At 39.9% G+C, this 23,785-nt stretch carries 25 protein-coding genes; 16 read left to right on the plus strand and 9 right to left on the minus strand.

Going from position 1 to position 23,785, the window contains the following annotated elements:
- Positions 1-62: 62 nt before the first annotated feature.
- From JWG41_RS09005 to mdoH, 3 genes are read left to right on the plus strand one after another with little or no spacing between them, the layout of a single operon-like run.
- A complete protein-coding gene (locus tag JWG41_RS09005) occupies positions 63-1,637 on the plus strand; it encodes an OpgD/OpgG family glucan biosynthesis protein (RefSeq protein WP_205269600.1) in 1,575 nt (524 codons plus the stop codon).
- Positions 1,582-2,010 carry a hypothetical protein gene (locus JWG41_RS09010; protein WP_332461289.1) on the plus strand — a complete coding sequence of 143 codons (429 nt, stop codon included), beginning with the start codon at positions 1,582-1,584 and terminating at the stop codon, positions 2,008-2,010. Before JWG41_RS09005 ends, JWG41_RS09010 begins: the two co-directional genes overlap by 56 nt.
- The gene (gene mdoH / locus JWG41_RS09015) at positions 2,007-4,088 is read left to right on the plus strand and encodes a glucans biosynthesis glucosyltransferase MdoH (protein WP_205269601.1); all 2,082 of its coding nucleotides are present in this window, start codon (positions 2,007-2,009) and stop codon (positions 4,086-4,088) included. The genes JWG41_RS09010 and mdoH overlap by 4 nt, the downstream gene beginning before the upstream one ends.
- On the opposite strand, the gene JWG41_RS09020 is transcribed toward mdoH, so the two are convergent.
- On the minus strand, positions 4,027-4,992 hold the full coding sequence (locus tag JWG41_RS09020; protein WP_205269602.1) for a YheT family hydrolase: 966 nt from the start codon (positions 4,990-4,992) through the stop codon (positions 4,027-4,029). The genes mdoH and JWG41_RS09020 overlap by 62 nt on opposite strands.
- Before the next feature lie 115 nt (positions 4,993-5,107).
- Here JWG41_RS09020 and JWG41_RS09025 point away from each other — a divergent pair, with 115 nt between their 5' ends.
- Positions 5,108-5,554, plus strand: coding sequence for a hypothetical protein (locus tag JWG41_RS09025; RefSeq protein WP_205269603.1), 447 nt, complete (start codon positions 5,108-5,110; stop codon positions 5,552-5,554).
- A 59-nt stretch (positions 5,555-5,613) separates the two neighbouring features.
- On the opposite strand, the gene JWG41_RS09030 is transcribed toward JWG41_RS09025, so the two are convergent.
- Positions 5,614-6,195 (minus strand): helix-turn-helix domain-containing protein, encoded by a 582-nt coding sequence (locus JWG41_RS09030; RefSeq protein ID WP_205269604.1) that lies wholly within the window; start codon positions 6,193-6,195, stop codon positions 5,614-5,616.
- A 504-nt stretch (positions 6,196-6,699) separates the two neighbouring features.
- On the opposite strand from JWG41_RS09030, the gene JWG41_RS09035 reads away from it, so the two are divergent.
- From JWG41_RS09035 to JWG41_RS09055, 5 genes are all read left to right on the plus strand, one after another.
- Positions 6,700-6,837: a hypothetical protein gene (locus JWG41_RS09035; protein ID WP_205269605.1), complete on the plus strand. Its 138-nt coding sequence runs from the start codon at positions 6,700-6,702 to the stop codon at positions 6,835-6,837.
- Between the two features lie 144 nt (positions 6,838-6,981).
- The gene (locus JWG41_RS09040) at positions 6,982-7,713 is read left to right on the plus strand and encodes a ParA family protein (RefSeq protein WP_205269606.1); all 732 of its coding nucleotides are present in this window, start codon (positions 6,982-6,984) and stop codon (positions 7,711-7,713) included.
- A gap of 27 nt (positions 7,714-7,740) precedes the next feature.
- Entirely contained in the window at positions 7,741-8,619 is an 879-nt protein-coding gene (locus JWG41_RS09045) for a ParB/RepB/Spo0J family partition protein (protein WP_205269607.1), read from the plus strand.
- Between the two features lie 539 nt (positions 8,620-9,158).
- The gene (locus JWG41_RS09050; protein ID WP_205269608.1) at positions 9,159-9,788 is read left to right on the plus strand and encodes a helix-turn-helix domain-containing protein; all 630 of its coding nucleotides are present in this window, start codon (positions 9,159-9,161) and stop codon (positions 9,786-9,788) included.
- A gap of 23 nt (positions 9,789-9,811) precedes the next feature.
- Entirely contained in the window at positions 9,812-9,997 is a 186-nt protein-coding gene (locus JWG41_RS09055; protein WP_205269609.1) for a hypothetical protein, read from the plus strand.
- A 17-nt stretch (positions 9,998-10,014) separates the two neighbouring features.
- Here the strand turns inward: JWG41_RS09055 and JWG41_RS21215 are convergent, their stop codons facing one another.
- Positions 10,015-10,602 carry a TetR/AcrR family transcriptional regulator gene (locus tag JWG41_RS21215; protein WP_205269610.1) on the minus strand — a complete coding sequence of 196 codons (588 nt, stop codon included), beginning with the start codon at positions 10,600-10,602 and terminating at the stop codon, positions 10,015-10,017.
- A gap of 93 nt (positions 10,603-10,695) precedes the next feature.
- Between JWG41_RS21215 and JWG41_RS09065 the strand changes: the two genes are divergently transcribed.
- Entirely contained in the window at positions 10,696-11,169 is a 474-nt protein-coding gene (locus JWG41_RS09065; protein ID WP_205269611.1) for a PaaI family thioesterase, read from the plus strand.
- A gap of 3 nt (positions 11,170-11,172) precedes the next feature.
- Here the strand turns inward: JWG41_RS09065 and JWG41_RS09070 are convergent, their stop codons facing one another.
- Positions 11,173-11,778 (minus strand): TetR/AcrR family transcriptional regulator, encoded by a 606-nt coding sequence (locus JWG41_RS09070; RefSeq protein ID WP_205269635.1) that lies wholly within the window; start codon positions 11,776-11,778, stop codon positions 11,173-11,175.
- A 116-nt stretch (positions 11,779-11,894) separates the two neighbouring features.
- On the opposite strand from JWG41_RS09070, the gene ppnP reads away from it, so the two are divergent.
- Positions 11,895-12,206, plus strand: coding sequence for a pyrimidine/purine nucleoside phosphorylase (gene ppnP / locus JWG41_RS09075; protein ID WP_205269612.1), 312 nt, complete (start codon positions 11,895-11,897; stop codon positions 12,204-12,206).
- Here ppnP and JWG41_RS09080 read toward each other — a convergent pair.
- Entirely contained in the window at positions 12,197-12,376 is a 180-nt protein-coding gene (locus tag JWG41_RS09080; protein WP_205269613.1) for a YegP family protein, read from the minus strand. The genes ppnP and JWG41_RS09080 overlap by 10 nt on opposite strands.
- Before the next feature lie 135 nt (positions 12,377-12,511).
- Between JWG41_RS09080 and JWG41_RS09085 the strand changes: the two genes are divergently transcribed.
- Positions 12,512-14,383 (plus strand): 7TM diverse intracellular signaling domain-containing protein, encoded by a 1,872-nt coding sequence (locus JWG41_RS09085; RefSeq protein WP_205269614.1) that lies wholly within the window; start codon positions 12,512-12,514, stop codon positions 14,381-14,383.
- 115 nt (positions 14,384-14,498) lie between these two features.
- Positions 14,499-16,001, plus strand: a complete 1,503-nt coding sequence (locus JWG41_RS09090) for an MASE3 domain-containing protein (protein ID WP_232373890.1) — start codon at positions 14,499-14,501, stop codon at positions 15,999-16,001.
- On the opposite strand, the gene JWG41_RS09095 is transcribed toward JWG41_RS09090, so the two are convergent.
- From JWG41_RS09095 to JWG41_RS09110, 4 genes are read right to left on the minus strand one after another with little or no spacing between them, the layout of a single operon-like run.
- Positions 15,981-17,033, minus strand: a complete 1,053-nt coding sequence (locus JWG41_RS09095) for a hemin-degrading factor (RefSeq protein ID WP_205269616.1) — start codon at positions 17,031-17,033, stop codon at positions 15,981-15,983. The genes JWG41_RS09090 and JWG41_RS09095 overlap by 21 nt on opposite strands.
- Positions 17,030-17,809 (minus strand): heme ABC transporter ATP-binding protein, encoded by a 780-nt coding sequence (locus JWG41_RS09100; RefSeq protein WP_205269617.1) that lies wholly within the window; start codon positions 17,807-17,809, stop codon positions 17,030-17,032. Before JWG41_RS09100 ends, JWG41_RS09095 begins: the two co-directional genes overlap by 4 nt.
- Positions 17,806-18,792 (minus strand): FecCD family ABC transporter permease, encoded by a 987-nt coding sequence (locus tag JWG41_RS09105; protein ID WP_205269618.1) that lies wholly within the window; start codon positions 18,790-18,792, stop codon positions 17,806-17,808. The genes JWG41_RS09100 and JWG41_RS09105 overlap by 4 nt, the downstream gene beginning before the upstream one ends.
- Positions 18,789-19,637 carry a heme/hemin ABC transporter substrate-binding protein gene (locus JWG41_RS09110; protein WP_205269619.1) on the minus strand — a complete coding sequence of 283 codons (849 nt, stop codon included), beginning with the start codon at positions 19,635-19,637 and terminating at the stop codon, positions 18,789-18,791. Before JWG41_RS09110 ends, JWG41_RS09105 begins: the two co-directional genes overlap by 4 nt.
- Positions 19,638-19,756: 119 nt before the next feature.
- Here JWG41_RS09110 and JWG41_RS09115 point away from each other — a divergent pair, with 119 nt between their 5' ends.
- The 3 genes from JWG41_RS09115 (at position 19,757) to JWG41_RS09125 (ending at position 23,750) form a co-directional block, all read left to right on the plus strand.
- Positions 19,757-20,482, plus strand: coding sequence for a hypothetical protein (locus JWG41_RS09115; RefSeq protein ID WP_205269620.1), 726 nt, complete (start codon positions 19,757-19,759; stop codon positions 20,480-20,482).
- A gap of 71 nt (positions 20,483-20,553) precedes the next feature.
- Positions 20,554-21,249, plus strand: coding sequence for an HmuY family protein (locus tag JWG41_RS09120; RefSeq protein WP_205269621.1), 696 nt, complete (start codon positions 20,554-20,556; stop codon positions 21,247-21,249).
- 32 nt (positions 21,250-21,281) lie between these two features.
- The gene (locus JWG41_RS09125; RefSeq protein ID WP_232373891.1) at positions 21,282-23,750 is read left to right on the plus strand and encodes a TonB-dependent receptor plug domain-containing protein; all 2,469 of its coding nucleotides are present in this window, start codon (positions 21,282-21,284) and stop codon (positions 23,748-23,750) included.
- Positions 23,751-23,785 lie beyond the last annotated feature (35 nt).

Genomic DNA, 23,785 nt, shown 5'->3' on the forward strand with positions numbered 1-23,785 from the left:
GCAAAAATGCTACATCAGAATATTTAGGTGACCATTTGGATTGGGTAATAATCATTACACCTATGAAGAAACTGAACATATATCTTGCACTCATTGCCTTGGTATTGTGTGTCGTCATCATCATTCGAAAAAACGATCTGACCTTAACCAAAGTTGCCACTTTGATGGCCATCTCCACTCCCACGGAAGTCTTTGATTTTCACACTGCCGATACCATTGCAAAACAAAAATTAAAGTCCAAATTCATACCCACACCAGAATTTAAAATCCCAGGACTGGATGGGATTAGCTACGACGACTATAGACAAATCGAATACAAACCTGATGTCGCCATTTGGAAAAATCTAGCCCTTCCCTACCAATTGCATTTTTTTCATCCGGGTCATATCTACAGTAACGGAATTCACATCTACGAAGTGATCAATGAAAAGCCGGCAGAAATTCCCTATGACGCCTCTCGGTTTAATTTTGGCGACTTACCACTCTCAGACGACTTTGCAGACCTGACACAAAAACTTCATTATACCGGCTTTCGAGTCCACTACCCTATCAACCAAAAAGAAGCCTTAGAAGAATTTTTAGTCTTTCAGGGAGCTTCCTACTTTCGGGCCATCTCCAAAGACCAAGTGTACGGATTGTCCGGAAGAGGCCTTGCCATCAACACAGGCCCAAAGGACAAAGAAGAGTTTCCCGTCTTTGAAAGTTTCTATATCAAACGACCTCAAAAAACGGATACATCCATTACCATCTATGCCATTATGAATAGTGAGTCTGTGGTTGGATCTTATGAATTCATCGTAAAACCGGGCGAAATCACAACCATTGATGTAAGAGCCAAAATCTACCTTCGCAAAAAAATCAAACGCCTGGGATTTGCTCCCATCACTTCCATGTATTTGTATGGCGAATCAGACAATCCGATTCTTGGGAATATCCACCCAGAAGTACATGACTCAGACGGCTTACTTGTCCAAACCAAAGAAGGTGATTGGGAATGGAGACCACTCATCAACCCTAAAAAAACCCAACTAACAAGAATTCAACTTGATTCACCGTCTGGATATGGTCTCATCCAAAGAGATAGAAAATTCAAAAGTTACCAAGACGAAAAACTCCAATACCATTTAAGACCTAGTGTTTGGGTAGAACCGAAAGGCAACTGGGGAAAGGGAAGTTTGTATCTTTTGGAATTCACAACCAACCTAGACTCTGACGACAATGTCACAACCTTTTGGGAACCCGCCATTCCACCGAATCTAAATGAAGGTTATGAATTTGAATACACTTTGCATTATACAGAAAGATCACCGAAACACCATACTCTTGGGAAAGCATCTGCCTTTTACAGAGGAGTGGATCCAGTTTTTCCAAAAGAAAAAGTGTTCACCTTGTACTTCACTGGTGACTACTTAAAGTCTTTGGACAAAAAAACATCGTTAAGCGCCCTCATTCAAAATAGCGAAATTCCACCTGAACAAATTCGTTACAAAATCGAAAAAATAACAGAACTAGACCAGTGGCGCCTTCAAATCTGGTATCCAAGTTCGGAAGGGGAATCCAATTGGAGCGTTTTCCTAAAAAATGAAAACCAAAGAATTACAGAAACATGGATTTATCGAGATGGACTATCCAAATAACACAATTTATCTAAATGAACTGAGCGAAAGGATGCGTTCCTATTTAATTTTAAGTGGGATTCATAACGAATATAAAATTGCCGAAGTGCTGAATGAATTTTTTAAATCGGCAGCTCTAATTTTAGCATTTGAATCGGATTGGAAACTTTGGTTAGACCATTTACGCGCCAATAAATTAGAACTCACACAATCCTTACCATTACCTGATCGTTCCTGGCAATTCGGGTCGATGATTCCACAATCTGCGGAATGGAAGAGGGATACCATCAAAACAAAACAATCCACTGTTGGATCTTTAAAACCAGTATTCATCATTGCCTCCATCTTTCTTTGGAGTTTCCTCTATTACATCATTATATTTAGGTTGTTATGATCCAGATCCATCGCTCTTTATTTTTTCTTACCTTCATCATTCCTGTCATCTGGGGATTTAGTTTGTTTATTGAAATCATTTCCTTCCAAGGAATTGAAATCACAGAATACTACCAATTCATCACACTGATTTTTCTTTTGCCGATGTTGTCTTACGGTGCCAGTACTGCCTTCTTTGGATTTTTACTTTCTCTCAAAAAAAATGCCGATACACTCCTCAAAGCAAAACGAATCCCAGAAGGGGAACTCGACTTATCCTTAATTGCATCTCTTCCCGTTGCCGTTGTGATGCCCGTTTACGAAGAAAATGAAATTTCCATCTTTTCTAGAATCAAAGTGATCTTTGAGTCCGCAAACAAAATCCACAAACTACCACAACTTGATTTTTTTATCTTAAGTGACACAAGAACACCAGAAAAATGGATCAAAGAAGAAGCCGCCTACATTAAATTATGCGAGTCCACAGGAAACTTTCATAACTTCCACTACCGCAGGAGAAAAAGTAATCTCAACGGCAAAAGTGGAAACATCGCCGACTTCTGCCGGCGGTGGGGGAAAAAATACAAATACATGCTCATCCTTGACGCGGATAGCCTTGTCTCAGGAGATCTCATCCTCCAACTAATTGCCAATATGGAAAAAAATCCCACTGCCGGAATCATCCAATCCAGCACTCGCATTTTTCGTTCCACCACCCTATTCCAAAAACTAACAGAATTTTCCTCTTATCTATTCAGCCCTTTTTTCTTAAAAGGAGCCAGTTTTTGGCAAGTCAACTCTTCCGGGTATTGGGGACACAACGCCATCCTTCGGGTGAAACCATTCATGGAACACTGCGCCCTCCCCCACCTTCCCGAATACGGGGGCCTTGGCGGAAAAATTTTAAGCCACGATACGGTGGAAGCCGCTCTCATGCGAAAAGCAGGATATGAAGTTTTATGCGCTTACGAACTCGATGGAAGTTACGAAGAAAACCCACCTAACATCATTGATGCCCTCAAACGAGACCAACGTTGGTGCCAAGGGAACTTGCAGCATTTTTGGTTTTTATTTGGAAAAAAAATTCCCTTTATCAACAGAATCCATATCCTGAATGGAATCCTCTCTTACCTCAACTCACCCATTTGGATGTGTTATATCGTTTTGAGTTTATGGAATTATTTAGAGGATAACAAATATTTAAACTACTCCATGTTACCCGAAGAATTTGAGTTTTTCAAATCTCAGATTTACGACCCTCTTTACGTAAAACTATTATACCTTTCTTTAGTGTTATTATTTCTACCAAGAGTGCTTAGTTTCATAAGCCTCCCTGTAATCCAAATCCTAAAGAAGTTTCCAGCCTTTCTTTTGGAAACTGCATTCTCCATCCTGATCGCACCCATCTACATGATCTATCATAGCATTTTTGTGTTTTCCATCCTACTCAACAAAAGGATCACTTGGGGGCCGCAAAACAGGGATGCTGATTCCGGATACAGTCTCACCTACATACTTTCTTCTTTTTTTGGTGTGACCATTTTAGGACTTGCCTGTGCTTATATCAGCCATGCGCATTCCACCATGTTATTCATTCTGACAATGCCCATCTGGATCGGATGGATTTTGGCCATCCCTCTTGTGGTCCTAACAGGAAGGGAACAAAAACTTCTAAACAAATCGCTCGATCCTTCTTTTTGGAAACCAAATACAAATTTGACCCAAAGATTAGAAGAAGAACTTAACTCGCATAAGAATAGTTATCTGGAAGGTCGGGAATTCTTCTTTGCCCTGGTGCATCCTGTATTCCACAAAGAACACAAACAACTCCAAGGGAATAAACTTTACCAATCTAAACTTCCCAAATCCACCGAAGTAGATTTAAAAACCTTACTCACAAAAGGTCCCGGTGGTTTAGAAACAAAATCCCTTTTAAAAATTTTATCGAACAGAGAGTTACTCGATTCCTTCTACTCAAAATTCTGGACTTCAAAAAAAGAAGATTGGGCGAGTTACTGGAAAACCATTTGGGAAGAGATCAACCCATCTTTTTTTCCATCAATTTCCAATAGTAAGAAGAACGATTCCAGTCCTCAATGAATCCGCAGTGTCCCCCCTTCGACTCAATCACAACTTCTAAATAAGAAGAAGTGGGGATCTCTACAAATTCCTTCCAAGGAATCACAGGATCATCCATAGAAGTGAGAATGGTTGTTGGGATCCGAACCGATTTAAAAAACAATTCATTCAAAGTATAAGAATCAAAATACTCATCCACAGAAGAAAAATGGGAGAACTCTTTCACCATCTTCTCTGTTAAATGCATCACCGATTGGTAATCATCCAAATCATGAAACGAATACAAGTGCGGAAACAAATTTGCTTTCTTAACAAGGGAAGACTTCCATGAGTTGAGGAAATACTTTCGTAAAAAAGGATGTTCGTCCATTTTGATGGTAGCTCTTTTCGGATCGAGCGCCGGACTAAATGCAAAACAATGTTTTAATCCCGGAATTTGGTCAGCCACTTTAGAAAGAGAATGCCTTCCTGCCATCCGCAAAACAAAATTCCCACCCAAAGAAAATCCCGCTAAATACACAGGCCCCTTCGAGCCGGAAGCTTTGACCAGCTCCCTCACAGCTTCATAAGTTTCTGGAAGCAAACTACCGTTAAAGATTCCTTCATTCAAATGATGGGTGTCCCCATGATCTCGCAGATTCAAGCGATAAACAGAAAATCCTTTCTGTAAAAAATGCCTAGCGGTTCGAACGATATAACTCGAATGAATACTCCCTTCCCATCCATGTACAAGAACCACAAGGCCTTTGGGATTTACCACATCATGCACCTTGGCAAGGAGAGTGGTTCCGTCTTTTGCCTTTACCGACTTCCATGAACCCGCAACCGAATGGGCATAACGTTTGTCCGATTTCGATTTAAAGGAAGCCATAAAAGACTGCACCATGGCACCGGAAAAAATAGGGAGGGGCTTAAAAAGGCTCATAGCAGATCCTCCCAACTTTGATTCGGTTGAGAATAGTTTCAATAAATTATCCTGGATGGGCCAAAGGAAGATGGGTTTCCATTGACAAAGCCCCCATCCGAGTTAGGATTCTCTTATGAAATATTCATTTCTCTGCATCCCCTTGGTCCTAATCACCTGCCAAAGTTATATGCCTTGGAAATCCGAATGGAAAACAAAAGACGGAGTCGAATTGTTTTACGCTGCCGTCTCCGCAAAAGCGAGCCAACAGGCCATCGAATCGGGAAGCCTCGCCATGAGACGAAGCACTTGTATCAACGCAACAAACCTTCTTTCCACTTCCCCCAAACTCACCGCCATCCTCTTAGAACAAGAATCCATCCAGTTAGATGAAGTCGAAACCAAAGATTTAGGTAGACTCATCTCCGCTCACAAAATCAAACCCAAACAAGAATCCTGCCAAACAGAAGAAGGCAGTTATTTTTTCACAAGCCCTGCTTGGGAATCCTGCCAATGTTTTTATACCATTGAATACCCCGGCGGGAGAAAACAATTTCGCCAAGATCTAACGCAAATTAAGTGACACTTTGAAACTCCCACACCGATTCCTATAAAAACCCAGCAAACAAACCCAAGACTGTTCTATCTTGGGTTTGCCTTAAACCTTTCCCAATAAGAGAGAGGCAATCCCGTGAGGACCTCTGGGCCTCGCAGTTTAGACAAAGCAAGACTTGTGGAAAAGGAGAGCCGCTTTTCGCTCCAGGCTAAAAACTCTTTCCAATCTTCACCCTTACTTTTCCCATCCCCACTCTTTTGTATATAGGTATGTACTTCGTATTTAAGAGAAGGCTTCGTATCTGGATGGGATTCAGACTTGGATCTAAATCCCAAGGAGGTTTCGACCTTCAAACCAGAGGAGCGAACCTCTTTAGGATGAGGCTCCGATCCAGACCCAGCTTCCAAAACGAGAGGCAATAGATATCGTTTTCTTCCATCAAACCCCGTTTGTTTCAAAAGCCCTTTCTTCTTTAACTGCGACACCAACCGAGACACTGTATCTCGTTTCAATCGTAACACCGCACCCAAATATTCATTCGAGGCAAAACATCCTCCCTTCGCATTTAAGGAAACGATTTCAGCATACAGCCTTGTCTGATTGGGACTGAGCCCCAAATCTTCCATCCATTGGGCGACCCATACACCCATTCTTTTTGATTCACTCATATAACCCCTTGGCCAACACAAACCTCCGGTATCCAAGAAGAGATTTTTTTCTTGGACCTGTAACAACGAGAAGACAAACCTTCGGCACCGTTACTAAGAGTTTGGAAGTTCTTTCGAACGTCCGTATTGGAATTCTTTTTGAATTCCAGGTGATGTATAGAAGCGGAATAAATTGTGGAAGACCGCTTTCGGGTATAGAGACACCTCCCCTACCCTAACTCTAGAAACATCAGATTCTATTTTCTGTCAAGTTTTAATGTGACATAATTCCCAGGCAGACTTCCAGTCAAATTGGACCAATGACAACGAACATTTAAGGTTATAGAGCGTTTCAAAAAGTGGAGTAGGGGAATTTTTTAAAAGAGGGGTGAGCGAGAAGGGAAGTCTCTCTGAACTGCTTCCACACAATCCAGAGAGTTTACATCACCCGGTTAAAGGGGTTACGAACAATCTAACAATCCGGAGAATTAGTACAAGAATTTTTTCTGTCGCGAGAAAATAAAAATGGAACCCATCATCTGGGCGCATCGAATTTTTCCCTCGATTACAATCCCTCCAAAACCGACAGGCTCTTCGCTGCAATCTTTCCCGCAGGGAAAGGATTTCCGCTTCGATCCTTTGCGCGAAGGATTTTTCTTTTAAAGAGATATCTTCTTAAGTCCCAAAAGAAAAACAATTCTCTGATTTTTTATAAGTGGTTAGGTACGCCGGCGTACTTTTCAAAAATAATCCCAATTTTAGATTTTTCATTGCACACAAAACCACTAGTCACAAACTCATTTTGCAATGAAGATCATTACTGTTGCCAATATCAAAGGCGGAACTTCCAAATCTACAACAGCCATCCACTTGGCCCTAGCATTATCCAAACGGGGATCCACTCTGGCCATAGACATGGACCCACAAGCAGATCTTTCCGACTTTTTTTTCCCGGAAGAACCTGTAGAATTTTTTGATTCCGGGAACACTCTTTCTGTCCTTAACGCAGAAACAACACTCGCAGAGTCAGTAAAACCCTCAAACAACATCGATGTATTACCTTCCATCATCGAACTTTCTGACCTAAGTTATCTAGCCTCCAAGGATTTCTCTATGATCCCTCGGCTAAAAAATATTCTACTCAAAGCCAAATACGATTATGTAATCATAGACACACCCGGTTCAGGATCTTCGGAAAACATCGCATCCTACTTACCTGCTTCAGTAATTTTAGTTCCCGTCACACCATCCAAATGGGCAGTCCGAACTGTCGCACAGGTTCTCAAAAAAGTAGATGAAGCAGAAAGGTTCGACGAACAATCAAAGAAAAAATCCGTAATGATCCTCCCCTCCCAGTGGGGAACTTCCCAAAAACAGATGGATCTTTTGGAAAAATTAAACACCATTAAAACTCTAAAAATTTTAGAACCAATCCCAAAAAATGACAGTATTCGGGACCGTACAGAAACTGGGAAACCTCTACAAGAAGGAAGTGCTCCTTGGAAAGCTTTCGAAACTTTAGCGGAGAAATTAAAATAAAGTACGCCGGCGTACCTTACCAAAACCATGAAAAATAAAACAAATTATAACCCAGCCGATATCCTTTCCAGAGCAAGTGCTAGAACTTCCTCACTCAACCCATTCTTAAAAGAAGAGGCCACATCAAATCACAATGCAACAGAGATTCCTGTAGACCAAATCCTCACAGAAAACAATCCAAGAAAAACTTTTAACGAATCCACAATCAGAGAACTTGCGGAATCCATTTCCCAGTACGGTCTTTTGCAACCGATTGTTGTCAGAAAAAAAGCAGGGAAATATGAACTCATCAATGGGGAAAGAAGGTTCCGGGCACATAAACTTCTCAAAAGAAAAAACATCCTAGCCATTGTCAAAAACGTAGAACAAATCGATATATCCAAATTACCCGAAATTAAGTTGGTCGAAAACTTACAACGTGAGGATCTTTCCGAATCTGACCTGGCCCTTTCTCTCCAGGAATTAAAAAATAGGCACAAAGAAACAAACGAACAACTCGCTAAACGAATCAATAAATCGGGGCAATGGGTGAAAACTAAAATAGCTCATGCAGAAATCCTAAAAGAAACAAATATCAGCATAACCTCCGACAAAAATCATCCGATCTTCCAAATTCCGACCAGTTTGTTTACAGAGATTGCCCCTTTAGATGTATCCAACAGAAAAAAAGCAATCGACTACCTGATCAAAGGATTAGAAAAAAAAGGGGACTTCCCTTCTCGTAACGACCTAAGAGAATTTGTACGTCCCTTAAAACCGAACAAACCCAAAGCATCAAAACCAAAACTGGGGAACCTAGAACTCAAAGATCTAAAAAACAAACTCTTAAAAATCAAAGAAAAAATCTCCCAACTACAGAATGAAAAATCAATCCTAGAAGAGGCGATTCGTAAGTTCAAAAAATAAACCCGTCCATTGGTCTCAAATTCAAAGCGAAAAAGAACCTAGTTTTTTTGGCAAAGAATCAGAAAAAAACTTGTACTCCTTTAGATTGCAGACTAAATTGTTCATTAGATCCGTAACCGGGTTGAACAATAAAAGCCCTGGGAAGTGTGGTAGCGACCCGGGGCCATTTCCTCTCTCTGATTCCCCCAAACCCCAATCTACAAAGCTCTAGATCTAATGAGACCCTCCCAGAATTATGTCTCATTTTTCACTTGACGAAATTTTTGATTTTGTACATATAGGGAACGTTCGGGTCACACAACCGAACACGGCTCTACCACAATGCCGTCATTGTTCAAACCGGAATCCTAAAAAAGTTCCGAAAGGACGTTCGAAAGAACTTCCAAAATTTCTCTTCTCTAATTTGACCGAAGGTTTGTTCGAATTTAAAAACAAATTTTCAAAACTAGAGTAGGGGAGATATACCCAAAAGGTGTATTGGCAAAAACAACCAAACGCTCGTAGCCGGAGATGTGTTCGTTTGGAAGAAGGAACCTAAAATGAAAACAAATCGAACCGGAATTTGGATTCCCGTTTGGATAGAGGATCTCAATCTCTCTCATAGCCAAACCAAACTCTACGCAGAAATTGTCTCCCTACATGACAAAGGAGGATGTTTTGCCTCCAACCGTTACTTCGGCGAAGTCCTTGGACTCAAAATGGACACAGTTTCAAGACTCATCACCTCTCTAAAAAAACTGGGGTTGTTAGAACAAACTGGATTTGATGGAAGAAGGAGATTCTTAAGACCTATATTTTCGAAACCTACCGCAAAAGAAGTGATTCATAAAGAGCTGACCCTGGAAAAAAATCCAATGCAGAAGGAAAAAGAAAGTAAGAATCTCCAAACCCCCGTCTTACAAAAATCCAATGCAGGTTCGGAAAACAATAGCTCTCCCTTTATTAGTACAATAGAGGTACAAAAAAGAGTACAAAAGAAAACCTCTTGGGATGAATTTAAAATTTGGAGTGAAAAGACTTTATCAAAGTCAACCCACTATCAGATTTTGAACTTACCTTCACCGGAATCTTTAGCCGGAAGTTTGCAATTGATTTGGAAAAACTGGATGGAGACAAATACAATTCCTAACCAGAGAATGGTTCAAGCCAGCCATTCCTTTCGCAGTTGAATTGAATCATCGGAGATTTTATTATGATCGTTTATAGGCACAAAAAAACAGGGAACTTATACTTAAAGTTGGATGAGGCCAAAAACTGTACCAATGCCAATGATGGCCAACAGATGGTTTATTATTGTGAATACGGGAAGGAAAATCCCATGAAATTTGTAAGAGAGAAATCTGAGTTTTTGGAAAAATTTGAAGAACTAAAAATTTAAAAATTGGATCCTGTTTTCTAAATGGAAAACCGTAAGATGTCTTCTGCCATTTCTGTTTTGGATTTGTTCAACACTTGGCTCTCGGTATCAGGGAAGTCTGTTTCGATACATAAATTGCTATAACCATGGACAAGAGACCAAGCCATAAGGGCAAAACTGCGATGGTTTTCCTTACGACGTTTTGCTTTTAAATAGAACCGGCACCCGCGAACGAGGATTGCATAAGATTTCAATTTGGATCGTTTTAAAATCTTTGATTCTTTGGGTCTTTTTGTTTGGAACATGAGACGGTAATAATTGGGATTTTTGATCGCAAACTGGATATAAACCAAACCTAGTTTTACATAATAATCATCTGGGTTCTTTAAATTTTGGAGTACTTTTTTCTGTAAAGACCCAAGCCGATCAAAACCAATGGCTGATAAAATTTCTAAAACCTCTTCTTTGTGTTGGAAATGCCTGTACACGGCAGCATGGGAAACTCCCGAAAGGGTAGCCACCTCTCTAAGGGAAAAATCAGAAGCACCTTTTTTTTGTAACAATTTATGACAAGATTTGATGATGGAATTTTTTAAATCACCATGGTGGTAAGAGGATCGTTTCACAATAGAATTTTGGAAAATAAGTTACCATTGGCAACATTTTTCTTGAAATAAAACCAAATAATGTTACTGTTGGTAACATATGGAGGTTGTTTTATGCAAACCCTGACAGCCGAAGAAACCCAAAGTATCTTAAACGATATGACTGTTAATTTTAATCATGGTGGAAGGAAAATCACTGTTCCCCCTCCCATATTTGTCGCGATGAAGGCAGAAATTTTATCTTATACAAAGGGAAAAAGTATTACTGTTGCCTTCCCTGTTTCAGAAGACCAAACCAATCCCATGGGAATGATGCAAGGTGGTGTGATTGCCGCAGCCTTTGACAATGCGTTTGGACCACTCAGTTATTTAGTCGCAAAACGTCCTACAACTACCATTGACATGAACATTCAATACATTCGGGGAGTGGCGGTGAACCAAAAGGTGGTTGTAACAGCAACTGTAGAAGCAAAAGGGTTTTCTACCATTCATATGGTAGGAGAGATGCGAACAGAAAAAGATAAACTTTTAGCAACTGCAACCACGAACCTTTTGATCTTAAAAATTCCTGGTGGGGCAGGGGATTAGGAATTAATTTTTGTAATCGTATCTTTCCAAAACCATTTCAATGATCGTTGGAGTGCAAGTTGTGGTGTCATTAAAATGTTGGCTCATGATGACACCGTGAAGAAAGGTTTTGATGAGGATCATTTCTTTATCAGGTTCTTTGACCCCGTAAGATCGGAACCTTTCTTTCATTGCCTCTTTGAATGGGGCAAATCGTTTCTCTACATTTTCTAACATCTTCTTCGAAAGAGAAACAGACCCCGGTTGGAAAAGACATACTGAAATCAAAACCATGGTTTTTCTTTCTTCTTTTGCAAATTGGATAGAGCGGTTAAAAAATTCCCTGACATATTCCTTCGCAGAAAGATTGGGTGGGATGTTGTTGTAAAACTTCTCTTGTTTGGCGAGGTGGTTGTCTATGATTTGTTCGAAAATTTGGTTTTTGCTTTTGAAATAATTATAAGCTAGACCCTTGGAAATTTTAGCATGGTTGGCAATCATTTCCATGGTAGTTTGAGAGAACCCATGTTTTGCGAACAAAACAATGGCTGAGGTGAGAATCCTTTCGATGGACTTCTCCCTGGCTTGTTGTTTTTTGTTCTCGGATTTTTGTGAGGACTTAATGGGCACTGACTTCACCGTTCTGGTACTTTCGAATTTCGCAAACACTTTTTAATGCCAAATCGAAGAGATGGGGCCTTTAGAATTCACTTGGAAGTCTGGAGTCTGTCCAGATTTTGGTCTGTATGAGTTCATTTGAATCCGTAACAGTACTAAAACCAGCCAATATCTATTTCAACGGGAACGTTACCAGCCGTACGGTCCTATTTCCGAATGGGGAAAAGAAAACCTTGGGAATTATGATGCCCGGGGAATATGAATTTGGAACCGACCAGAAAGAAATTATGGAAATCCAGTCAGGAAAACTCTCTGTTTTGTTAGCAGGATCCGAAACATGGCTCCAAATCGACGGTCAGTCCGAATTTGAAGTCCCTGCTGGATCCAAGTTTAAATTAAAAGTTCAAACTATAACAGACTATTGCTGTTCTTACGTTTGATCCACGATCTCTGCTGCTGCGGCATTATTCTTTACTGAAGCGATGCCGTTTTCGCAAGATTGTTTGGATGCATATCCTTCGCTAGAGGCAATGATTTCCCCGTTGCCTGCTTTGAGGCGGAAGCGAAATTCTCCTGCTTTGTCTTTGTAAATTTCAAATTTTGCTGACATAAACCTATCTCCTTGATTTGCCAAGAGTATCTGGTCTTTAGGGATTTTGGCAATACGTTTTCTTCTTAATTTTGATTTTGAATTCCAGGAACTGTTCCATTCAAAAGATTGGTATTATATTTCAGTTCTCGCTCTATGAACCAACTCAGAAGAATTAATTTATTTCTATCCATTCTAATTTTTATCTCCTGCGGCTCAAATTTTCCAGAACGTCCCCTCATCCAATATACCTTCGAAACTAAGTCTTTGGACCAAATCCTGTCAGGCGAGGCTGTTTGGTCAAAAGCACACGAACTCAAATATAACTTTGGTTATTGGAAACCTTCTGTTTGGGTGAAGTTTGACATCTCCAATCCTGATGAAGAAACCAATGATTATATTTTGGAATTGGAAGCTCCCTGGGTGGACCGGGTTTTGTTCGGTTGGGAGATGGGTGGTGTGATCGTTCAAAAACAATTTGATGGCTCTAAACCTTTCGCGGAAAGAGAAATACAACATAGAAATCCAATTTATAAATTAACTTTAAAGCCTTCTGAAACCAAAACAATATATGCTAATATACAAAATTCGGGAATTTTGAGTGCACCTTTTCGGATTTGGAAGATCAATTCATTTTTCGACAGGATGGAAAGAGATTATATTGCCAATGGAATTTATTTCGGGATCATTCTTGCTCTATTGTTATACAACTTACTCATTTATGTCAGTGTTCGAGAAAAAGCCTATGTATATTATTGTATGTATTTGGCAACACTCGCAATCAACTACTCACTACTCGGAGGGTTTTTTAAACAATTATTCCTTCCGAATGTAGCGATGTCGGTCAAACCCTATCTTTATGTTTCTGTAAACGCATCTCTTACCTTTGTGGGTCTTTTTTCGTTAACATTCCTGAATTTAAAAAAGGTAAATCTACTTTTGCACCGTTTGATACTTTTGAGTGTGATCACTTTTGGATTTATGGCAATTTTTTCCTTTGTGATCCCCCATAATTGGATCGAAGTTTCTTTTATTTATACCTTCCCTTATATTTTTCTTTTGCTCATGTCTGCGGGTGCTTACTCCTATTTGAAGGGAGTGAAGTCTTCTTTGTTTTTTCTTTTTGCTTGGGTCACCTTGTTTATTGGTGTGATTTTTGATTCTTTAACAAAGGCCTCGCTCATTCCATCCTCGACTTTCGGTCGTTATGGGGTGCAAATCGGAACAGCATTCGAAGTCATTTTGTTTTCTCTTGCCCTAGGTCGACGGTTACGTTTTTTGTTGGAAGAGAATCTCGTTGCACAAAGCCAACTAACGACGATCAAAAAAGATTTGGAGACTGCAAGAAAGATCCAAATGCGCATTTTACCAGACAAACTGCCGGATAATCGGAGATTGTCCATGGTTGTCTCCTATCATCCACTCTATGATGTGGGTGGAGATTTTTATGATTATTTCGAATTCTCGGATGGTTTTGGGCTTGTGATGGCGGATGTGACAGGTCATGGAGTGAGCGCGGCTCTCGACTCCTCCACTGTCAAAATTGCATTTCGTAACGCAAAAGAATTTAAAGAATCACCGAAAGAGTTAATCGCGGCTATGAACCGGTTCCTTTGTACAAGTCTTAACGCCCGCTTTGTCAGTGCCGCTTATTTCTATATCGATTTTTTACAAATGAAATTATACTTTAGTTCTGCGGGGAATCCTCCTTTTGTTTTGATCCGTAATGGAGAGATAGAATCATTCGAATGTCCTGGCCTTTTGCTTGGCGTTCGGTCTAATTTTGAATACGAACAAAAAGTGATTGGTTTGAAAGAAGGAGACCGTATTTTGATTTTTACGGACGGATTGTACGAAAACCTAAGGCCAGATGAAGAGCCTGATGCTATTTTGTTTCCAGAAATTAAGCCGCTAGTGGACCTCCCTCAGAATTTGTTCCACACAAATTTGATGAACAGATTGTCCGCAATGCGACAGGTATCAAAAGATGATATCACTTTGGTTTCTATCGATCTAACGAAGACTTAAAAGCAGGCCATTGTTTTTATTATTCACCATTTTAAAATAAATTCTTGCCTGAATGAAAGAAACCTGTTTAATTTCCTGCTAACGAATGCACCTGAATAATTCTTTTTTTGCAGTATTGAAAAGCAATTACCTGTATCTCGGTGTTGTTTTCTTTTGTTTTTCCCCACTTCTGCTTGTTAGTGCATTCCCTGGTTATTTTTATTGTGAATATGAAATTGGGTATTTTCTGGTATTTCATAATGTTACCGAAATCTTTAGTGTTATTGTTTCTTTTTCTATTTTTGGACTCGGTTACTTTTCTTATTCGCAAAGTCGCAATGCCCATACCTTGTTTCTTGGGGTTGGGTTCCTTGTTGTCGGGTTGATTGACTTTATGCATGCACTGGGGTATACCGGTATGCCTGATTTCATCACCCAAAACTCAGGTAATAAGTCTTCGCAGTTTTGGATTTTTTCTCGGATGATCACGGCAATGGTTTTGTTTGGTGCTATTTTTATCAAACCACAGGAAAACTACCGTTTGGTAAAAAAGTATTTTTTGTTATTCTTTGCTCTACTTTTGGCTTTTGTCGTTTTCCTTTTGGTTATTTTTTATTCTGAGTGGATCCCTAAAACCTATGAACAGGGGAAAGGACTAACCAACTTCAAAAAAAATGCAGAGTTTGTGATCATTGCCCTCCTCTTTTTTTCTCTCATGATTTATAGAAGAGCTACCTTTTATGTATCGAAAAGGCAAAGGCAATATTATTTATCTGCTTTTATTGTTTGTATTTTTAGTGAAATGGTTTTTGCCGTGTATACAAGTGTGTTTGATGTATACAATGTCATCGGGCATATCTATAAAATTGGTGCTTTTTATTTGATTTATAAGGCAGTTTTTCTCGCCGCAATCAATGATCCTTATGAGAAGTTAATTCAGAGTAACAGGCTTCTTTCCGGAGAAATTGAAGAAAACAAAGTTTATGCAGAAGTGATCCGGAAGTCTTTGCGAGAAAAAGAAAGTTTGGTCGCAGAAATTTTTCATAGAACCAAAAATTCAATTCAGATGGTTCGTTCTATTTTAATGATTCAGGCATCAGATTTTCCAGATGATAAAAATATCCAGGCCATTGTAGAGGATACTTCGATAAAAATCCAAACTATGTCATTGGTTCATGACCATTTATATGCCAACAAAGACCTAAGCGAAATTCCAGTTTCTGATTATTTGAATTCGTTAGTTGTTATGGTTCGTGATACCTATCCTCCTTCTGGGGCAGAAATTCGCGTAAATATCCAGGTAGGTGAGGGGTCATTACTTCTTGATACTGCCGTTCCCCTGGGGCTTGTGTTTACGGAAGTACTATCCAATAGTTTTAAATATGCTTTTCCTGATCATAAGGTTGGTGAGATATCGATTCTATTTTCTTTCCAAGAAAATGTATGCCATTTTGAATATGGTGATAATGGTGTTGGGTTACCTGTAGGGTTTGATTTGTTGAAAGAAAAGAAGTTGGGTTTAAGTTTAGCGAAAACGATCGCAGAGAAACAGATGAGAGGTACCTTGAGTATTGATGGTACTCAAGGTTTTCGAATGAAGTTGAGTTTCCCTAGTGATTTATACAAGAGAAGGGTTTAGTTCCTCGCTTTTATTCGTATATTCTCTCGATAGTTGGAACCAATGGTTTGATTGTGGAATTCCGGGTTTACGTTTTCCAAACATTTGTAAGATCAGAATTCCATCATTGTCAAAAACTTCGACAGAAGTTACGAGCCCATCTCTAGTTGGTTTGTCGACGATGTATACGGATTCAATCCTATCGGTTCTTAGATGTAAATTGAATTCAGGATCCAATACATTGAACCAAGGCCCCATCGGTTCTAATTTTTGAATTTTTCCCGTGTGGATTTGGATCATTCCTGGGTTTCCAACAAAGATCATAATGTCCAATTCTAATTTGCTTGCCTGTTTCATTAAATTTAGAAATTCTTCTGTCGAAATCTTAAAAGAGAACTTACCACTAGCGGCTTTGAGAGAAAATTCTCGGGAGTATTGAAACTTACGAAGTAAAGAAAAGAAATCATGTGTATCTTCGAGTTTGCCCCATGCTTCTAAAAATTGTGGAATGTCTTTCGGGTCGTTGGTTTCTGTTTTTGGGGGCGTTGCCCCTGTTGGTGTGGTAAAGGTTTGTGTCTCATCCACAAATTGGTTTTTAATACTTTCCCAACCATCGACTAACGATTTTTCTGTTTGGTAGATTTTGTGAACTGCTTCGCCTTTTGAGTCAAAGAATTGAAAACTACACATCACGTCGTTTTCTCTTGGTTCTTCTGCATAAAATCCGTATTTCCAATCTTTAAGAAAAATTCGAAGGTCTATGTCTTCGCCAACCGCAAGAGCCGTTTGTCCATTGACCGATACATCTTTGTAGACTCCCTTTCTTTCGTGAACACAAGATTCGTTTCGGGTGAGCGCCATCACATAACCGAGTTTTGTTGTTTCGAGTAAAAATCCTGCCCAGTCTGGTTTAAGAAGTTTTACAGAAGGTCCAATTTTTGTGGCAAGTAGTTCCGCTTCACTTACTTTTAAATGTTTGGCAGCGTCACGGATTCTGAGTTTGGGCATTTCTTTTGTTAGATTTTCCCATTGTTGTTTTAAGTTTTCATTCATATTGTTTCTCCTATGATTTCTGGAATGATAAAATTACCTTCAGGTGCATTTAAAATTCTTGTTTTGATTCCAAATGCAGTTTCTAAGTTTTCGATCGTGAGTACATCATTTGGTTTCCCAGACTTAATGATCTTCCCTTTGTGGAGTAGGGTCACCTTGTCTGCATACTGGGCTGCTAGGTTTAAATCGTGTAAGATCATAAAAACCGCATAACCTTGGTCTGCCATATGCCTACAGATATTGAGAGTTTTGTATTGGTTGGGGATATCCAAAGCAGATACCGGTTCATCAAGGAATATATACCGAGGTGGTGTTTCCCAGGCTTGCGCTAAGATCCTACCAAAGTTGATCTTTTGTCTCTCTCCGCCGGAAAGAGTGGCATAGTTTTGTTCTCTTTGTTCAATAGAATCAGTAATCTTCAAACAAGTTTGAACAATTTCTTTATCCCTAGAGACATCTGTTGGATGGGGGTGTCGACCGAGTGCGATCACGGCTTCCGAATGAATGGGGAAGGTGATGTTTGTCTCTTGTGTGAGAACGGCTCTGATCCGGGCCAACTGGCTTTTGGAGTAATTCCGTAATTCGATTCCATCCAAATATATATTTCCCTTTTGTGGGATTATATCACCACATAACATATGAAAGAGGGAAGATTTACCAGCACCATTGCGCCCAATTAATACATGGAGTTCCCCTGGCTTGATTTCTAACTCTATTTGGGAGAGGATTTGTTTGGATCCAATCGAATAGTCTAAGTCGATAGCTTGTATTGTCATGTAGAGTGCATCCTTTTTCTGATCAAACTAAGAAAGAAAGGCGATCCCAGTAGTGCTGTTGCAATCCCTACAGGAATTTCGGAAGGAGCAATGATCACGCGGCAAATCGCATCCGCAAAACAAAGTAGTCCCCCACCTAAAATGTAAGTTGTGATGAGTAGATACCTATAGTCCTGTCCAATGGCAAGCCTGACGATATGAGGTACTGCCAAACCAACGAATCCAATGTTACCTACAATTGAAACACAAGTCCCTACACTCACACCAATTAAGAGGATGATGGAGGTTTTTAAAATTTCAGTGGAGATTCCTAAGTGTGTTGCTTCTCTCTCTCCCAGGATAAATACATTCAATTGTTTTGCAATGAAGGGACTTACGAGAAGTGGTAATACAAAAAAACAGGAAAATGATTTTAAGAGATTCCAGGAGGCACCACCTAAACTCCCCATATTCCAAAGGGAAAGGTTCCTAAGTTGTGCTTCGTTTGCGATGTAACTCAAAATTCCAATCGCTGAAAAACAAATTGCATTGACTGCAATTCCGGAGAGTAACATTGCAAAAATATCGGTTCTTCCTTTTGATTTTGCAAAAAAGAAAATGATAAAGGAAGATAAAATGCCTCCAACAAAAGAGAAGAGAACAACACTCCAGATCGAATGTAAAAATGGGATGGAACTACCGAGTACAATGGCAATGGAAGCAAATAAAGAACAACCTGCTGTGATTCCAATCAGGCCTGGATCTACTATAGGATTTCTAAATAATCCTTGAGCCAGAGCACCAGACCAAGCAAGAGATCCTCCTACCATGAGTCCGAGAAGAATCCTTGGTACGCGTAACTCAAAAAATACTCGAGCTTCCATACTATCACTGAGGAATAAATCTCCCCAGTGAATGTTCATCGCTCCGAATAACGAAGATGCGAATGCAGAAAAAATAGTAAAGGTTATGCAGAAGGTGATAAAAAGAATTTTTTTCTTCATTCCAACTGCTTCCACTTATCATTGAGTGTTTTTAAAACTACAGGTAGCCTTGGACCAAACCCAAGTAGAAGTAAATCATCAACTAAAATTAAATTCTTTTCTTTGCCTGCGCGAGTGAATTCCATTCCGTTGATTTCCCAAATGGCTTTTTCACCACCAAATCCTTGTGCCGATTTTTCTGGCATCAGAATGATATCGGGATTTGTTTTTGCTAAGGCTTCGCTAGTCAGCGGTTTGTATTCAGAAAATTCGTTCACGGCGTTTTTTGCACCGGAGAGTTCGATCATGGCATGAGCGGCAGTTCCCGTCCCAGCAATAAAAACAGAACTTGGATTTCGTGAATAGATGAAGAGAACCTTTAGATTACTTTTTTTGATTTTAAGTTTTTGGATTTGTTCTTTGATCGATTTTGCTAAACTTTCTGCTTCTTTTTGTTTGCCGAAAATTTTTCCAATCTCTAACACTCGATTGCTTGGGGTTTCTAGTTTGTATTCATCTGGAAACAATAGAAGGGGAATCCCTGCGTCTTTTAAGTTTTGGAGGGTCGCTGGTGGACCTGCGGATTCTAAACCAATCACTTGTGTGGGTTTCACGTTTAAAATCCCTTCACTTGTCAGTGTTCTTTGGTAACCAACATTCGGAAGTGAAGTTGCTTGTTTTGGGAAATAGGATGTGGAATCTACAGCAACCAATTGGCTTTCGAGTTGGAGTGCGTAAATAATTTCAGTGACTGTACCGTTTACAGAAACAATTCGATGGGTCGTTTCTGCATTTATGGCTGATGATAGAACCATCAGGGATGCCAAAATGGTTCCTAATGTTTTGGTCGAGTTGAGTTGAATCATGATCCAAGGTTCGAGGAGAAGGGAGGAAACGTCAATACAAAAGAGAATGAGTCTCAAAGTACTTGACGGAATTCGGAGGTACAAAAAATGAGACTCATTCTCTTTTAGGAAAATGACCAATGAAACAACTCCGCAAATTGACTCTGATTCTTACCCTACTAGTAGTGGGTTCCCTCTCGATTGCATGTCCTGACGAATCGAGCGATAATAATAATACTTCCCTTGGATTGTTAGCTCTTGCTGCGAACTTCGAAGACCCCAATACCGTTTGTGAAAAAACCATCGATGCATCTTATACATCAGGCACTTATGCAGCACTTTGTAAGCCGGTTGCTGGAAATGGAAATTTTGTTCGAATCGAGAACTTAAAAGCTCTAGGAGACAATGGCTATTTTTATTTTTTCTTAGGTTATAAAACGGCTCCTACTGCTACGGCTCCCACTTTGACTGGCCAGTATTCTTTTGTAGTTGGTAAATCTGTTTCCAGTGCCAATCCATACGCTTGGTTTCGGAATAAAGATTACGGAAACTACCAAGGAGGTCAGGTCGATTCCGGTGCTAACCCAACTCTGTCCTTAGCAAATGCTACTGATGTTTGTATTAGCATTGGAAACTCTACAACTGCTGCTCCTTCAGTTCATTTCTGGGCAACTGGTGTGAACGGAGCTGATTGTAAAGTTAGAGGTTCGCTTAATAATGATAATGCGATCATTAAGTATTCTTCTTGGCCTGATGCAAGCAATGTCTTGGCAACGGCGGATACTATTCCTGCATACTTCCGTTTTTCAAGCACAGCTTTATTAACAGCAACAAAAGTCCACGTATCCACAAAACCAATCCTATAATTTTAATAATGTAGGATTTGCCAAAGGACTTCCGGGTTCTTTGGCAAATAAATATAAGAAGAGGCATTCAGATGGCTATAAAATCAAAACTCCAAACATTAAAACATTTCTCATTCGCAATTTTATTAATTATTTTATTTTTCAATAATTGTTCGCTAAAAAAAGAAGGTGATGGTGATTCCTCCGTTGCATTATTACTTTTAGCTGGGGGAGTGGAAGGTGGTAGTATTCCTTGTACCGCGCTTCCTGCCAATGCCGTGAACACAACGGGAACTTATACAACGACAGTCAATGCAACTTCAAGTTGTGTTTGGGTGTATGTCAGTCTGAAGTCAAACGGAGTTAAGGTGGAATCTACTTCGCAATGGGATATTGCTTTAAAAAGATATAATATTCAGACAAATAGTGGGACGAGTGGATCTGGGAGTGGTGGGGCATGTAAATCGGGCTCTACAAATTTCGCTTCCGCTTTTACTGGTGCAGAATGTACGCCAGTTGTGGACGTTCGGCTCTCCTCTGCTGGTGGAGGACCTGTGACTTCTTCCTCAGAAAGTATTAATCCTGTAATGGCTGCCCCCCTGGATTTGACTCCGATGCCAGCCGGATATGGCGCTTGGTATACTTATTCTAATACAATTTTAACTGCCAAAACGGACGTTTATATCATTACCGGCAGTGATGGATCTAAATACGCAATTCAGATGTTGGATTATTATAGCGCCGCAGGAACTTCAGGGACTCCAAAGTTTCAATGGAAAAAGTTATAATTTCAATCGATTGGATCATCAGTAGATAATGTATGAAAACTAGTTTTGAAAGAACCTTGGGTTTGCTCGCCCAAAAGGTTCTCCATCTTTCTTTTTTAATTTATTTGAGTTCAGCGTTAATTCATTCAGCTTTGTATTCCCAGTCTTCTGCCGGAAAAGAAGAAACTCCTGAGGCCACCAAACAGACAAAACATGGTGAATCAGGGGTCCAGCCAAACGAAACAAATTTTGATCGTGCCAATATGATTACTGTGACTGGAACAAGAAGGAAGAACCTCTTAAAAGATTCCACGATTACAACAGAGGTTTTAACAAGAAAAGACATCGATGCGATGGGTGCAAGAGACTTGTCGCAAACATTAGGGAATGTGCCTGGAATTGAAGTGAGACCAGCCCAAGCCGGTGAAAGAGGTCAGACAGTTCGTTTGCAAGGATTATCCGCACAGAATGTCCTCATCCTTGTGGATGGACAAAGAACCACGGGACGTTTTAGTGGATCGATTGACTTAACTCGATTCAAAGCAGAAGACATCGAAAGAATTGAAATTGTTAAGGGAGCTTCTTCTGCCATTTACGGATCAGATGCCATTGCTGGTGTGATCAATATCATTACGAAAGAAGCCCAAGATCCGTTGTATGCTGAGTTTCGAACACTCGGTGGGTCTGGAAGTGAAAAGTATTACGGGCCTTATATGGAGTTTCGAAACTATGCAACCGTCGGAGCAAAAAGTGATAAATTATCAACTCTCATTACTGTCGGTTGGCATAAGGGGGATGGTTATGACCTAACACCAGATGCGACACCAGGTCCAAGGAATGGAAGGTATGCCTCTCTTGCACCCGGTTACAATCCCTATCCTGCAAATACATCTGCTGTTAATTCTTATCTACTAGCAACTAGGCTACCGAATTATTCACCACCTCTAGAATCAACTTCTGGAAGTGCGTTTAATGATATGAATCTTTCGAATAAAACAGTATACCGTGCTACAGATAACTTAACTTTAACAGGTCAGTTCTACTATAGACACCTAGACCAGACAGCAGTGGATGCTACTCCTCCAAGAACTGTTTATGACAGGAGAAATAAAACCCATGACTTTATGGGTGCATTCAATGTGGACTGGCTTGCCACTCAAAAAGTGAATGTAAATTTAAATGCTAACTATTCTAGATTTCAAGATTTGTATACAACGGACCAAAGAAAGGCAGATGATTTAGATTCACAACAAAGGACGGACAATGCCGTAGCTGAGTTTCGTTCTAGAGTAGATTATAAATTCTCGGAAAACCATGTAACTTCTGTCGGTGCAGAGAATTTACAGGACCAAATTTCTTCTGCAAGGATTGCTCCTGATTGCCGCAGAACTTATCCCAATGTTTGTTTTGAAGATTTTAATCCAGAAATAGCAAAAGGACAAACAATCAATGGGAATGCCTATCGTTTTAGAAATGCTTTTTATTTGCAAGATGAGTGGCGAGTGTCTGATAAACCTAGGATACAAATTGTTCCAGGAGTTCGTTATGATCATGATTCGATTTATGGGGGAGAGTGGCTTCCTAAGTTAGCGGTCCGTTATGATGTTACCGACCAATTCCGATTTCGTGCAGCCAATGGGCTTGGGTATCGGGCGCCTAGTTTTCAAGATTTATACTTTAATTTTTTGAATCCAGGAGTAGGGTATCGCGTTGTCGGAAGTTCGAACCTCAAACCAGAACTTTCACGAAGTTATAACTTTGGTTGGGAGTGGGACATCACAAAAAGAATTTGGTATAGTTCCAATCTTTTTCACAACAATGTAGACAACCTAATTGGATTTAGAACCAATCCTGCCAGAGACTCATCAGGTTTAATGGTTTACCAAACTTCCAATTACCAAAAGGCAACAACCCAAGGGATCGAGTCCTCTATCAACCTTCGATTGACTGAAATTGTATCCACTAGCGTTGGTTATACTTATACGGATACAAGAGATGAACTGACGAAACTTCCTCTCGAAGGAAGAGGGCCTCATCGTTGGAATTTCAGCATTCGGTTAGATGAAAAATCGAGTGGGATGTCTTTGTCTGTATTTGCCGTGGTTTTTGGAAAACAACCTTACTATTGTGTTAAAAATCCGTTTTGGTGTAATCCAGACCTTCCAACGAACTTTGATGGTTTGGAAGCGGTATTCGCAGGTCAAGCCCAGGCTAACATAACGAATGCGCTGAGTGCACTTCCGGCAGGGGTTTCTGATTATTGTGCAGAAAACAATCTCTCTGCTTGTACGACTAGCGCTACTTATGGATATCGAATGGTGAACCCACATACAAATCTTAACTTACGATTGTCACAAAGATTTTTTGGACACTTTCAATGGTTTGTCGGGGTAGACAATGCTTTAGATGCATGGGATTTACAATACAATCCTCAGAGGCCTAGGTTCTTCTATTTTGGATTGGATGGGAAGTTTGCTTTTAATGAAGTCAAGGCCACTCCAGTAGAACCCAGGATGAATTAAAAAATCCTTTAAATTTCTTTCCGGCTCCTGATAGA

Source organism: Leptospira chreensis, from assembly GCF_016919165.1.
GTDB classification, from domain to species: Bacteria; Spirochaetota; Leptospiria; order Leptospirales; family Leptospiraceae; genus Leptospira_A; species Leptospira_A chreensis.